This window comes from Kribbella sp. NBC_01505 (assembly GCF_045040285.1).
Classification (GTDB): Bacteria; Actinomycetota; Actinomycetes; order Propionibacteriales; family Kribbellaceae; genus Kribbella.
In genome coordinates this window covers 5,219,695-5,232,503 of the sequence record NZ_CP109425.1, presented here as the reverse complement: position 1 = coordinate 5,232,503, position 12,809 = coordinate 5,219,695, and the positions used below count along the sequence as shown (strand labels likewise).

The window sequence follows — 12,809 nt, the reverse complement described above, 5'->3', positions numbered from 1 at the left end:
GGCTCGGGTTGTGGCGTGGGTGCGGCGGGTGCGAACGGCCTCGGGAGCGACGGCTGTGCAGGTCGCTGAGTATGTGGATGGGCGTCGGCGGATCGTGGCGCATGTGGGTTCGGCGCATACCGAGGCTGAGTTGGGTCTGCTGCTTGAGCGGGCTCGTGGGCTGCTGGGTGATGCTGGTCAAGGTGAGCTCGAGCTGGGGCTGGAGGCGACGCAGAAGAAGGCGCGGCTGGTCGCTCCTGCTGTGGACGCGGGGTTGTTCGCCGGGCCGGTCCGAGGTGTTGAACAGCCGCGGGTGTCTGCCCCGCAGGTGGTCGCGACGTCGTCGCGGCTGCTGTTCGACGTGCTCGCGGAGGTCTATCGCGCGCTGGGGTTCGCCGCGGTCGGGGACGAGACGTTTCGTGATCTGGTGATCGCCCGCATCGTCGAGCCGACCTCGATCCTGGACACCGGTCGTGTCCTGATCGATCTGGGGTGCAAACCGGCCAGCGAGAAGACGATGCGCCGCACCCTGATACGGGCTCAGCAGCGCGATTACCGCGAGCAGATCGCGACCGCGTGTTTTGAGCACGTGCTGGCCAGCGGCGATGTGTCGCTGTGCCTCTACGACGTCACCACGCTGTATTTCGAGGCCGAGAAGGAAGACGACCTGCGCAAGGTCGGCTACTCCAAGGAACGCCGCGTCGATCCCCAGGTCGTGGTCGGTCTGCTGGTCGACAGGCACGGCTTCCCGCTCGAGATCGGCTGCTTTGAAGGCAACAAGGCCGAGACCACCACGATCGTGCCGATCATCAAAGCCTTCCAAGACCGCCACAACCTGGCCGACATGGTCGTGGTCGCCGACGCAGGCATGCTGTCAGCCAGCAACCTGCGTCAACTGGATGAGGCGAACCTGAGGTTCATCGTCGGCTCCCGCGTGACCAAGGCACCAGCCGATCTGGAGTCCCACTTCCGCTGGCACGGCGACGCGTTCACCGACGGGCAAGTCGTCGACACGATCACCCCGCGCACCGGGCACAAGGTCGAGAACAACCCCAAGCTCAAAGCCGAACCGGTCTGGGATCCCGAACAGCATCCCGGGTCGTGGCGGGCGGTCTGGGCCTACTCGACCAAACGGGCAGTGCGCGACAACAAAACTCTCACTCTGCAAGAGAACCGGGCCAAAGACGTAGTCGCCGGGGACAAGACCGCCAAGGCTCCGCGGTTCGTCAAAACCAGCAACGGGTCACGCAGCCTGGACGAGGTCTCACTCGCGCGGGCGCGGCGCCTGGTCGGGCTGAAAGGCTACGTCACCAATATCACCGCCGGCGTCATGCCCGCACGCGAGGTCATCGCCAGCTACCACGAGCTATGGCACGTCGAGCAGTCCTTCCGGATGTCCAAGACCGATCTGCGCGCCCGGCCGATGTTCCACCACACCAAGGACGCGATCGAGGCCCACCTCACCATCGTGTTCACCGCCCTCGCGGTCAGCCGCGAGATCCAAAACCGCACCGGACTCGCGATCCGCAACGTCATCCGACAACTCCGGCCACTGCGCTCAGCCACCATCGCGATCAACGCCACCGAGCAGACCATCCCACCCGCCATCCCCACTGACAAGCAGACGATCCTCGACTCGATGAACCGGCCCCAACTCAGGCACTAACCCAAATGACCGAAGTCAGGAGCTCGACCAGATCAAGACTCCGCCCCTCAGCGACCTCAACCGTCACCGCGCGCAGCCTCACCGCATCTTCCGGCAAAACGCGGCGATCAAACCACTCCTCAAGTGAGGCCATGCAGAACCTCCCACCTAACCCGCCGCACCTCGAGCGAATCTCATTCTCCGCTCAGCTCAAGGAAAGCCCTCACCTCGGTCATTCCTGTTGCCCATTCGGAGATACGATTCCCGTCCTCATCGACCACACAACGCGGACCCACGGACCTCCATGGCTCCTCGGGATCGAAGGCATCGTCCAACTGTTCCAGAAAGAGTATGGAGTTGTGAACCCAGACCTCTTCTCCGCTGCGATAGAGCGGCCAACACATCAAATAATTGCTGTACTCCGGGTCGGTGATCGAGGACATCAGACACGAGGTCCCGCGCTCATCGCTCACCAGTGCGCGCAGTTCACGCTGCCAACTACGGCGATAGTCACTGACGCTCCAGAAGTTCAAACTCATCCGAAAGGTCTCGGAAAACTCACCAACGACAATCCGACCGACCGCCTCGACGGACGAACTGTCAATCACCTCGATCGCGAATCCGCGCACCCCCGGGTTCACCCCTCGGATCGCCAGTTCGCAACGGCACGCTGACATCGCGCAAGGGCGAAGGACCCGAAGTTCTCGCCGAGCCGGTCCGCACTACCACGATGCGCACTTCCCGGATCCCAGACCAGGACGGGGTACTCACCATCCCCGTCGGACTCCGCGGAATCGAGGACAATCAACCCGCCCATCCCATCAAACATCACAACAATCAACTCCGAGGGCAGACCGTACTGACCGCGCGCATCAAGCGTCTCCGCAACGGACCCCAGCAGGCTCGATCCCATCGCAGCCGTCTGATACACGCCCAGGAACTCCTGACCGGCAATGTCCCAGGTCCCGAACTCCTCGATGAGACGCCGGTACGACGGCGGAAACCCCACACCCATATCCTGCTCAGCCGCCGCGATCATGCCTGCGCCACAACCATCGGCATGACTGGCGATGTCCTCGTTGCCACGAAGCAACTCCACCAACCGCCGACCGTCTTCAACAGCTTGCGTCATCCGCCCTCCGACCAGCTCACGAGGCTTGCAGGAACCCTACGAGACGTCGAGGATCACCTCCGACCAGAACGAATCGTCCGGAGAAATTGCCTCTGGATCCCGTCCTACAAAATTCTCATAGACCATTCGAGACAGCTCCAGGCCTGCCCCACGCCGATCCAGAATCGCCGCACGTTCCGACTCGTCCTTCGCAGCCCGCCACGCTGCGACCTCAGCCTGCCCGGCCGCAACCTCCTGCTCGGCGAGCACACCCACAAGTCGGTGCCACCTCCAAGCACAATCCACGAAGATTGAGAGACCTGAATTAACAAGCTCTGCTTCTCGAGCTTCGAGATGTGCGAGCTGAGGGTGAGTCGGAGCGTCCGTCGACATGGTAAAGACAGAGCCAAGACCCGCCACAGCACCAAGGACCGCGGACCCGAAGCTTCCGATCCGATAGAAAGGCATAGCTGTATTCCCCAAGTCCGGTGCCAGCCCATCTTGAAATTCTCCGACAACTCCCATCAGCTCATCGGTTCGTTTCCCAGGCAGTCCATAGAGCCGGACAGCCTCTCTGCCGCCTACAGGAATATCCCAGCTGGTCAGCGCGATCGGGGGAGCCACTGTAGACGACTCCCCCTCTATCAGCTCATCAAGGTCAGCAGAGAGGATCCTCAGGATCTCTGCACGCGCCTCAGCAAGGTTCAACTCTTCTCCATAATCAACTCATGCTGATCACCGATCAGCCTCACGCCATTGAATACTTCCGGACCAACCACGCCAAGCCCTCCCCATGAATCTGCCCCGCCCCGACGCGACAGCAGCGCGCACGGTCGAGGTGGATCTCATTCCCCGCTTAACTCAAGGAAAGCCCTCACTTCAGCTATTTCTGTTGCCCATTCGGAGATACGAATTCCGTCCTCATTGACCACACAACGCGGACCCACGGATTTCCATGGCTCCTCGGGGTCGAAGGCATCATCCAACTCTTCGGGGAAGATCATGGAGTTCTGAACCCACACCTCTTCTCCACTGCGAAAGAGCGGCCAACACATCAAAAAATTGCTGTTTTCCGGGTCGGTGATCGAGGACATCAGGCACGAGGTCCCGTGCTCATCGTCCACAAGCGCTCGCAGTCCACGCCGCCAACTACGGCGATAGTCGCTGACGCTCCAGAATCTCAAACTCATCCGGAAGGTCTCAGAAAATTCACCAACCGTGATTCGACCGACCGCCTCGATGGACGAGCTATCGATCACCTCGATCGCGAATCCGCTCACTCCGGCGACCCCGTCCCCCGTCGTACCCCAACGCGCCCACACACCACGAATCCCCGCTGAACCTCATCAGAAACGTCCAACTTCAAGAAGCTCCCCTCGTGCCACCCGGAAGAACCCGTCCACTTCCCCCACCTCCACCGCAACGGCCACCGTCAGCCCGTCGTACCCAGAAGCAACCTTCATCGCCAGCACGTCCCTGAAGACAACGTCCACAACTCCTCATACCCCGCACCCGGCCATCCCCGAAGCACCATCGTCCGATGCGACTTCGTGTACGACCACAACTGAAACCGACACCCGAACCGAAGCGGCAACGGCTCCCAAAGCACCCCATCACCCGTCCGCAAGACCGCCTCCTCGCTTCCTACGAGCCCACCCCACGAATCCAGTCCGTCTGCACCTTCCTGAAGCGCATCAGGACGGACTGCTCCCCGCAAGCATCTCGTCGAAACGGTCCAGCCACTCTTCAGCGCCCGCCCTCGCCGCGAGCGCCCACTCGACCAGAGCAGGCGAGTAGCTCTTGTACGGCGCCAGGCTGGCTACATCTTCGGCGGTTGCAGGGCCAACGATCTCGCCGTACAGATCCTGCACGAACAGCTCCCCACCAAGGCCGACCGGAACCAGATACCTCGGCACCTCGATCCCTACGTCGGGAACACGGTTACCGACGATCTCCCAACGCCCGTCGCGAACCGCCTGATCCATCGTCTGCACCAAGAACACCAGCGCACCAAGCTCGATCGAGTCGAGCTGACGCGCGTCCCATCGCCCGACCTCGAACGTGGCAAGCAGGAAGACACCGCCCATGACTTCGATCGCCTGCCCCAATACACGCTGCCCCTGGCCACCGGGTACGGCGATCAGATCACCCTTGCCGATCAACAGACATCCCTCCAGTGGCGAACGGCCAGTTCACCTTCCCTGTAAACAAACCAGCCTCCGGACGAGGACCTGAGCAGGCCACGGGGAGCTTAGTGACTTCTGGTGAGCGAGGGCAGACTGCGCGCGACATTTGCAGCTTGTTGCAGTGGGGCTGGGCGGTGGCGCTGGACCAGGGGCGTGGTCGAATGAAGGTATGGCCGATGGGATTGAGGGACGGCTGGTGGCTGGGGCTGCGGCTCGGGCTGGGCAGCGGGGTGCTCAGGAGGCTGTTGGGCGGTTGCAGCGGCGGGTGGACGGGTTGTATGCGGAGACTCGACACTTCGCGGCGCGGCTGGCGGAGCTGGATGAGCGGCTGGAGCGGTTGGAGGCCAAGTCGCGGTCGTGGTTCGGGCAGTTGTTGTCGCGTGATCTGGACGAGCGGCTGGAGCTGCTGCGGCTCGAGGCGGACGAGGCCGAGGACCGGTACGACGAGGCTCGGACAAACTTCGAGGCGGCCCGGAACGAGCTCGACCAGGCCCGGGAGCGACAGTCGGAGTTGGCCGCCGGTGTTGCCGACTACGACGCCGCGCTGCAGGACAAGGAAGAACGGCTGACGACCGCCGGCGATCCCCGGGCCACACGGCTCGCCGAGATCGCGACCGAGCTGGAGCGACAGGCCGCCGTACTGCAAGAAGCAGATGATCTACTCACCAGCGTCGGGTGGTCCGGCCGGGCGCTGGACACGCTCGAGCACCTGGTCGGGCGTACGAAGAAGGCCGCCCTGAACGACCTGGTCGGCGGCGGCATGCTGGCCGGCAAGGCGAAGTACGACGAGATGGATGCGCTCAGCAACGCCGCAGCGTACGCCGAGCAGTGCCTGGGAAAGCTCAAGGACGAACTACTTGTGTACGGCGAGCGCCAGTCACTGCAGACCGGCGAGCCACTGGATTCCAGGGCGAGGTTCCTGGACGTCTGGCTGGACTCCTCCGGCCATGACGTGCGGAGCCTGCTGCAGGTGCTCGAGGCCCAGCACCGCCTGCCCCGGACCCGCAGCCTGCTGCAACAGGTCGACGCCGATCTGCGTGACCGCCGGGCCACCATCAGCACCACCATCGACCAGCTCATCGCAGAACGCCGCCACCTCCTGGCGGAGTGATCCGGAGCGTTGCAGCAACGTGCAGCGCGGTTGCGGGACTCACTCAATGGATGCAAGGGTGCAATTTGATGCCCTGACGAGGGAACGCAAACGGATGTTGTGCGTCTGAACCAGGGTGGGGCGCGAGATTGGCCCTCCAGACCGTTACGTTGTAGCCATCAGGGTGCTTGGTGGCACCACCAGGAGATTGGGGAGTTCCGATGTCGGGAGACATGGTCGGCGGTAGCCTGCCGGAGATGGAAGCTTTGAAGAAGAAGCTTTCCGAGTTCCAGACCCAGCTGAGCCAGCTGAAGACCGCGTCCACGGGTGTGGTCACCAGCACGACTTGGAAGGGCAAGTACGCCGACGACTTCCGCACCGCCTGGGGCGCGTGCGAGAAGAACATCGGCAACATCGAGACCGACCTGACCAACGCCTCGACCGCGGTCGAGAAGAACCGTCAGGCCATTCAGACCGCCACCGGCGGCTGATCCAGCCACACCAAAAACCGGCCGGCCCCATTGGGGTCCGGCCGGTTTTTTGATGTCAGAGGCAAGGAACCGCCGGAGCCTACCCCGCCGACTTGGCCACCTGGATGGGTTCCCACTGGCCGCCGACGACGTACAGGGCCCGGCCGGGAGGCGCCCCGCCGGCCATGCCGCGGGGCAGGTTGATGCCGAAGATCTCCGCGTCGTCGTACTTCTGCGGGTTCAGCACGACCCCCGCGCGGGACTTCTTCATCGAGGCGGCCGGACCGCGGTACATGGATGTCAGGTCGCCGGCCGTGCCCGCACCGATGACGAGGTTGCCGGTGTCGCGGACCGCCCCGACCCGGGCGTCGATCAGCTCCGACATCGGGCCGTCCATGCCGAGCAGTTCGAGGTCGTCGACCACGATCGCGAACGGCGTGGTCAGCCCGTCCAGCACGGTCTTCACCTGCTCGATGTCCGCGTCAGCGCCGTACACACCGGCGATCCCCGGTCGACCGGTCAGATCGCGCAGCGGGCTGCGCCGGGGTGTGATCGCCACGACCTGCCAGCCGCGCTCGGTGACCGAGTTGATCATCGTCAGCAGCGTCGTACTGCGCCCGGACCGCGCCGGCCCGACGACCAGCAGCCCCGGGCCGTGCTCGAATGCGTCGAACGCCCGTACGCCGAGGTTGTCGCCACCGACACCGACCAGTACTTCGGTCGGCCGCAGCGGCTGCGGGCCGAGTTCCAGGGCCGCGGCCACGTCGATGGAGGCCGGCAGCGCGTCCACCCGGAACGGCTGCTGCCGATACGGAATCTCGGACTTCGGCGTCGCCGCCGCGCCGATCCGGTGCAGAGCGGCCACCTGCGCCGTACCGTCGTCGTCCGGGTCCAGCAACGCGACCTGGGTCTCCAGCAGGCCGGAGGCGCGGAAGCCGCGGCCGGGCGGGAACTTCTCCGGCACCTCCTTGGTCGGCATGCCGATCATCAGGAAGTCGGACGGGTCGGTCATCCGGAGCATCAGCCGGTCTTCCATCAAGGTGGAGATCCGGCCGACCAGAGCGGTCCGGTCCGCGGTCATCACGACCTTGACACCCGCACCGGCGCCCTCCTGCAGGATCTGCATCCAGGCGTCGATCAGCCGACCGCCGTCGACCGACTCGAAGGCCGCGACGAACCCCTCCCAGCGGTCCAGCAGTACGACGAGGTAGGGCATCCGCTCGTCGTCCGGAGCGGCCCGGCGCTGCTCGGAGACGTCGGCGAAGCCCTTCGAGGCCAGCTCCTGCTGGCGGCTGCCGATGATGCCTTGCAACCGCGCGGTGAGCCGGGTCAGCCGGTCGGCCTGCTCACGCGAGACGACCGCGCCGGTGTGCGGCAGGCTGATGATCGGAAGCAACGCGTTGTTGCCGCAGTCGACGCCGTACAGGTGGATGTCCTTCGGCTCGACCGTGCGCCCGATCGACCCGGCGATGGCCCGCAGCGCCGCTGAGCGCCCGCTGCGGGGCGCGCCGATGATCGCCAGGTGCCCGGCGGACTCCAGGTCGTACGTCGCCACCTGACGGGCCTGCTGACTCGGTACGTCGGCCAGCCCGAACGGGATCGGCGGCAAAGCGCCGTCCCGGTCCGCCTTCGCCGTCTCCAGGTCGTCGAGCGTGACGATGCCGTCCAGCGGCGGCAGCCACGGGCTCGGCGGCGTCTTGACACCGGCCACCTCCGCTGCGCCCTGCAGGGCCTTCACGAGCGTCGCGAGGTCGGTCGGCACCATTACGTCGTCCTCGGCCTCCTCGACCTGGAAGACGGCCGGGCGGCCGAGGTCGCGCCAGCTGATCGGCCGCACGCCGACGGTCGCCGCGACCAGCCCAGGCGGACGGCCACCGACCCGGGACGTCTGGAAGGGGATCAGCGACGAGTGCCCGAGCCGGGCGTAACCGCGGCCTGGCGTGCCCTTGGAGATGTACGCCGCCTCGGGCGCCTCGATCACGTCCGAGCTGTCGCCGGCGTCGGTGACCCGCAAGGCGATCCGCAGGTTGGTGTTCGCCTTGATGTCGTTGGTGACCACACCGGCCGGGCGCTGGGTGGCCAGGATCAGGTGAACGCCGAGGGACCGGCCGCGCCGGGCGATGTCGACGATGCCGGTGACGAAGTCCGGCAGTTCGGAGACCATCGCGGCGAACTCGTCGATCACGATCAGCAGCCGCGGCATCCGCTCGTCGGCCGGGCCCATCCGCTCGAGGTACTCCTCGATGTCCTTGGCATTGGCGCGTTTGAGCTGGTGCTCGCGGCGATGCAGCTCGGCGGCGAGCGAGGCGAGGGCCCGCGTGGTCAAGTGGCCGTCGAGGTCGGTGACCATCCCGACCGTGTGCGGCAGGTGGTTGCAGTCCTTGAACGCCGCGCCGCCCTTGTAGTCGACCAGCACGAACGTCATCTCGTCCGGTCTGTTGCCGACGGCAAGCGATCCGATGATCGACTGGAGCAGCTCCGACTTACCGGCACCCGTCGTACCGGCGACCAGACCGTGCGGACCGTCCCGCACGATGTCGATGCCGAACGGGCCTTCCGCGCCCTCACCGATGATCGCGTGGGTGGTCCGGCCGCCGCCCAGGGCCCAGCCTTGGGCAAGCAGGTCCGGTGACGGGGTCTCCATCCCCAGGACCGTGAGCAGGCGACTCGCGGCCGGGATCGAGGTCGCGTCGTCACCGCCGGAGACGTCCTGGATCGGGGCCAGCGACCGGGCCAGCCGATCCAGCCACTGCGGGGTGACCATGTCCGGCCGGATGCCGTCGATGGTCGGTGCGCCCGTCTGCCGCAGCCGCCACCACTGGCCGTGCGGCGCGATGACGGCGTTCGCCTCGTCCGGCAGTTGCCGTTCGTCGCTGTCCAGACAGATGAACCGGACCCCGACCGACGGCCCGTCGTTGAGCAGCCCGACCACGCCGGGCAGCAGCCGCAGCCGCCGCGCGCCGTCCATGATCACCACGATCTGCTCGGCGAACAGGGCCGGCTGGGCCACTGGAGAGCTCGCGTTCAGCGCCTTCCGGCGCGCCTCGACCAGCCGCGCCAGCTCGTTGATCCGCCGTACCGTCGTCTCGTTGTCGTTGCCGAACAACCCGAGGAAGCCGTCGTCCTCGGTACCGCGGACATGCGGAAGCCAGCGCATCCATTGCCACGTCGAAGCCGATTCGGGCGGGCACAGGACGCTCAGCCGGAGCGTGCGGGGGCTGTGCAGGGCGGCGAGCTGGCCGGCCAGCCAGGCGCCGATCTGCTGTGCCGAACCGCCCGCACCGGCCACACCGAGCACACCGACCCCGACCAAGGGAAGAGTTGCCGGTACGTCGGGCGCGGTCCAGGTCCGCTTGCGCATGTGACTGTCGAGCGCCTGGTCCTCGACCATCACCTCGCTGGGGAGGTCGGCGATACCGACCCGCAGTTCCAGCCAGTCGGGGTCGGTCGGGCGACGCTCCCAGAGCCGGGCGCGGGGACCGGTGGCGAACAGCAGCACCGCTGCCGGGTCCGGCAGGTCGCGGCGTCGTGCGTTGCGTTCGGCAACGAGTGCCCGGCGGGCGTCGCGCTCGACCCGGGCCTTGCGCTCCTGGTACCTGGCGAGCTGCACGCGGTAGCCGGTCTTGCCCTCTTTCCGGCTCTGCAGGTACTGGCCGATGTACATCAGCGGCGAGAGCAGACCGAACAGCAGCATGCCTGGCTGCTTGAGGATCAGCGCGAGGGTCACGCTACCGACCAGCGGCAGCAACATCACGAGCAGCGGAAAAGTAGGCTTCTGCCCCTTCTCGGGCTCGGTCGGCAGCGCGAACTCGGTCATCCGAGGCGGCGGCAGCAGCCGCGGCGGGCGGTTGAAGTCGAGCATGCCGCCAGCCGGGTTGGGCGACAGCGAGGCGTCCGGCGGCTCGATGGCGGCCAGCGCGAGCAGGACGGGGCCGACCGTCAGCAGCGCATCTGGCTGCCACACGGTCCCGGCCCAGAGGCTGCTGGCTCCGAGGTCCCGACGGTCCAGCTCGATCAGTGCCGGCGGCTGCCCGGGCTCCAGGACGTACGTCGTCTCCTCGTCACCGGTCTCGTCCGGGATCACCACCGGCCCGGCCATCGGATCGACCGGTCGCTCCAGGACACTCCACTCGCCGAGCTGCTCCGGGCGGATCGTCACCTCACCGGACACGGAAACATTCAGCGTCGCCACCAGCGGTGGGATCGCCGAGCTCGTGAGACGCACGCCGGAATCGGGCGAGCTGCCTAGCGTGTAGGTCCCCATCCCGAGCCGGTGCACCGATCCCGCACCGGGCCCACTGACGACCCGCAACTCGACAACTCCGAGCGGCTCGGACGGCACACAGCCCCGCGAGTCCCCGATGCTGAGCAGAGTCCCCTCGCGCAACGGCGAAGCAGCCAGCTCCAGCCGCGGATCCACGGGCTCCCCGTCCACGAACACCGGCGGCATCAGATCCCCAGCCGGCGCCGGGTCATGCAGGTTGACCACATTCCCCGGCAGCGAAGTCTCCCGCCCCACCGCCGCCACCAACCGAGGCACCAACGCCCCCACAGTCAGCCCAGGCTCCGCATCGACCAGCACGTCGACGCTCTTCCCAGCCGCCGGATCAACCACCGTCAGCACAAACCGCATGCGTCCCAATCCCTAGAATCGGCCAGCCCGTCCCACCGATCCTGCCACGCCCCCCGGTGCACCGCCCCTACGACCTCGGCGCCGGCAGCTTCCCACTCTTCGGAAGACCCAGCTGCACAACCGTCTGACGGATCAACGCAACAGCGTCCTGTACCGCGTCGCGACCCTCGACCCGGGGGTAGATACTGACAAAGTAGTGCCAGTCCCCACGGATCAAATGCGCCTGCGCCGCGTCGTCGTCAGCGTTCTTACCCGCAGTCGCGAACCCCATCCCCTCATCCCCGGGGAACACAAAACCCAGACCCCGCGCGGCCAACCGAGAGGGGACTTCAGAGTCCCACCGCCGATCGACACCCAACCGCACAACCGTCACCTTGAGGGCGTCGAGCGATGCATCCTTCGTCCTGACTTCGGTCATTTGGGTCAGTGCCTGAGCCCGACATCCGGTGACAGCAGGTCGCCGCGCGGCTGCCCGTGCGCTCGGCGAGTGCGCGCTCCCTCCCTGGGGTAGGGCAAGGATTAGGACTGGTAGGGGTCTCAACTGGGCACGGTCGCGGGTGCTGGGGAGCAAAACCGCCCGATTCAGGGGGCCAGGACTCCCCGAACCGGTTTAGGGACAGCGATCGGGGCCGACCCGGACGCTCCCTAAACCGCTTTGGGGAGCACAACCAACCGATTCCGGTTCACTACCCTCCCCAAACCAGACACGTGTGCCGGCACAAGAGCGGTATCCGATCTCGTCAGTGCAGAACTCGCCCGCTCGGACAGGCATCGTCGCAGGTCAGTGCCGTGCGGTGCTTTCAGTCCGGCGAGGCTGACCGAAGTCAGTTCGTGTTTTGCACTGCAGGCGGCCTCGTTCAGCTTCGAGCCGTCCGGGTTCGTCCCACCACCCAGATCCTGACTCGAGCCAGCCAGCGAAAAGTCCGCCGTACCCAGCGCCTTCACGATGCTGTCCTGTGACACGAACCCACAAACGACCTTGCCCAACACACTTGCCATCGGCAACGGCATGGTGTCCTTCACCTGATCCGACTGGCAGCCCACCACCAGAAGCAATGCGGCGGCGCCAACAGCCCACCGCACGCCACGCGACTGCCTCATGACCGTTAGGAGGCCTTCGGCCGCGGCAGCTTGCCGGTCGCGGGAAGATTCAACTGGCCGACCGTCTGCCGCACGAGCGCAACAGCATCGTCCACCGGGTTACGCCAATCGAGCTTGTTCTTGATGATGACGATATAAACCCAGTCTCCACGAACCAGCCTCGCGACCGCGGCCCGTCCGTTCCGCCCCGCGTCCGCATAGCCCTGCCCCTCGGCGGCCGGAAAGATGAACGCAGCCTTCCCGGACGCGACCGTGGTCGCAACATCGTTGCACTCCCGCGGGTCGACATCGACCCGCCTCACACTGACCTTGAGCGCGTCTCCCGTTTCCTTGGTGCTGAAAGAACAACCGGCCAGATTGAACCGTGACCCGTCCTCGTTCTTGACCCCACCACTCAGATCGATCTTCGCCCCGCCCGCCGAGAACTTCGACGTACCCAGCACCTTCGTTCCACTGTCCTTGGACACGAACCCACACACATCCCCCGCCGCCCGCGTCGGCAGTAGAGACGCATCCTTCACGTCGTCAGGCTGACAGCCGGTCAACAAGACCAGCCCCGCAACAGCCAGTACGCCGTGCGCGCGCAACTGCCCC

The 12,809-nt window shown here is 66.0% G+C and carries 12 protein-coding genes; 3 read left to right on the top strand and 9 right to left on the bottom strand.

What is annotated here, in order from left to right:
- Positions 1–10 precede the first annotated feature (10 nt).
- On the top strand, positions 11–1,645 hold the full coding sequence (locus tag OG474_RS24755) for an IS1634 family transposase (protein ID WP_405055942.1): 1,635 nt from the start codon (positions 11–13) through the stop codon (positions 1,643–1,645).
- Positions 1,646–1,818: 173 nt separating this feature from the next.
- Here the strand turns inward: OG474_RS24755 and OG474_RS24750 are convergent, their stop codons facing one another.
- The 6 genes from OG474_RS24750 to OG474_RS24725 form a co-directional block, all read right to left on the bottom strand.
- Positions 1,819–2,253: a hypothetical protein gene (locus tag OG474_RS24750; protein WP_405055941.1), complete on the bottom strand. Its 435-nt coding sequence runs from the start codon at positions 2,251–2,253 to the stop codon at positions 1,819–1,821.
- An 8-nt stretch (positions 2,254–2,261) separates the two neighbouring features.
- Entirely contained in the window at positions 2,262–2,756 is a 495-nt protein-coding gene (locus OG474_RS24745; protein WP_405055940.1) for an SMI1/KNR4 family protein, read from the bottom strand.
- A gap of 36 nt (positions 2,757–2,792) precedes the next feature.
- Positions 2,793–3,443 (bottom strand): SUKH-4 family immunity protein, encoded by a 651-nt coding sequence (locus tag OG474_RS24740; protein WP_405055939.1) that lies wholly within the window; start codon positions 3,441–3,443, stop codon positions 2,793–2,795.
- Between the two features lie 137 nt (positions 3,444–3,580).
- Positions 3,581–4,015 carry a hypothetical protein gene (locus OG474_RS24735; protein ID WP_405055938.1) on the bottom strand — a complete coding sequence of 145 codons (435 nt, stop codon included), beginning with the start codon at positions 4,013–4,015 and terminating at the stop codon, positions 3,581–3,583.
- Between the two features lie 66 nt (positions 4,016–4,081).
- Positions 4,082–4,228 carry a hypothetical protein gene (locus tag OG474_RS24730; RefSeq protein WP_405055937.1) on the bottom strand — a complete coding sequence of 49 codons (147 nt, stop codon included), beginning with the start codon at positions 4,226–4,228 and terminating at the stop codon, positions 4,082–4,084.
- Positions 4,229–4,429: 201 nt separating this feature from the next.
- Entirely contained in the window at positions 4,430–4,897 is a 468-nt protein-coding gene (locus tag OG474_RS24725; protein ID WP_405055936.1) for a hypothetical protein, read from the bottom strand.
- Positions 4,898–5,090: 193 nt separating this feature from the next.
- Between OG474_RS24725 and OG474_RS24720 the strand changes: the two genes are divergently transcribed.
- On the top strand, positions 5,091–6,032 hold the full coding sequence (locus OG474_RS24720; RefSeq protein ID WP_405055935.1) for a hypothetical protein: 942 nt from the start codon (positions 5,091–5,093) through the stop codon (positions 6,030–6,032).
- A gap of 200 nt (positions 6,033–6,232) precedes the next feature.
- The gene (locus tag OG474_RS24715) at positions 6,233–6,502 is read left to right on the top strand and encodes a hypothetical protein (protein ID WP_405055934.1); all 270 of its coding nucleotides are present in this window, start codon (positions 6,233–6,235) and stop codon (positions 6,500–6,502) included.
- Between the two features lie 79 nt (positions 6,503–6,581).
- Here OG474_RS24715 and OG474_RS24710 read toward each other — a convergent pair whose 3' ends face one another.
- The 3 genes from OG474_RS24710 to OG474_RS24700 form a co-directional block, all read right to left on the bottom strand.
- A complete protein-coding gene (locus OG474_RS24710) occupies positions 6,582–11,114 on the bottom strand; it encodes an FtsK/SpoIIIE domain-containing protein (protein ID WP_405055933.1) in 4,533 nt (1,510 codons plus the stop codon).
- A 645-nt stretch (positions 11,115–11,759) separates the two neighbouring features.
- On the bottom strand, positions 11,760–12,215 hold the full coding sequence (locus OG474_RS24705) for a hypothetical protein (protein WP_405055932.1): 456 nt from the start codon (positions 12,213–12,215) through the stop codon (positions 11,760–11,762).
- 5 nt (positions 12,216–12,220) lie between these two features.
- A complete protein-coding gene (locus tag OG474_RS24700) occupies positions 12,221–12,736 on the bottom strand; it encodes a hypothetical protein (RefSeq protein WP_405055931.1) in 516 nt (171 codons plus the stop codon).
- Positions 12,737–12,809 lie beyond the last annotated feature (73 nt).

Bases quoted from the DNA above. Each gene is read 5' to 3' on its own strand.
- OG474_RS24720 (WP_405055935.1), top strand. From the start codon at position 5,091: ATGGCCGATGGGATTGAGGGACGGCTGGTGGCTGGGGCTGCGGCTCGG.
- OG474_RS24745 (WP_405055940.1), bottom strand. From the start codon at position 2,756: ATGACGCAAGCTGTTGAAGACGGTCGGCGGTTGGTGGAGTTGCTTCGT.
- OG474_RS24705 (WP_405055932.1), bottom strand. From the start codon at position 12,215: ATGAGGCAGTCGCGTGGCGTGCGGTGGGCTGTTGGCGCCGCCGCATTG.
- OG474_RS24710 (WP_405055933.1), bottom strand. From the start codon at position 11,114: ATGCGGTTTGTGCTGACGGTGGTTGATCCGGCGGCTGGGAAGAGCGTC.
- OG474_RS24715 (WP_405055934.1), top strand. From the start codon at position 6,233: ATGTCGGGAGACATGGTCGGCGGTAGCCTGCCGGAGATGGAAGCTTTG.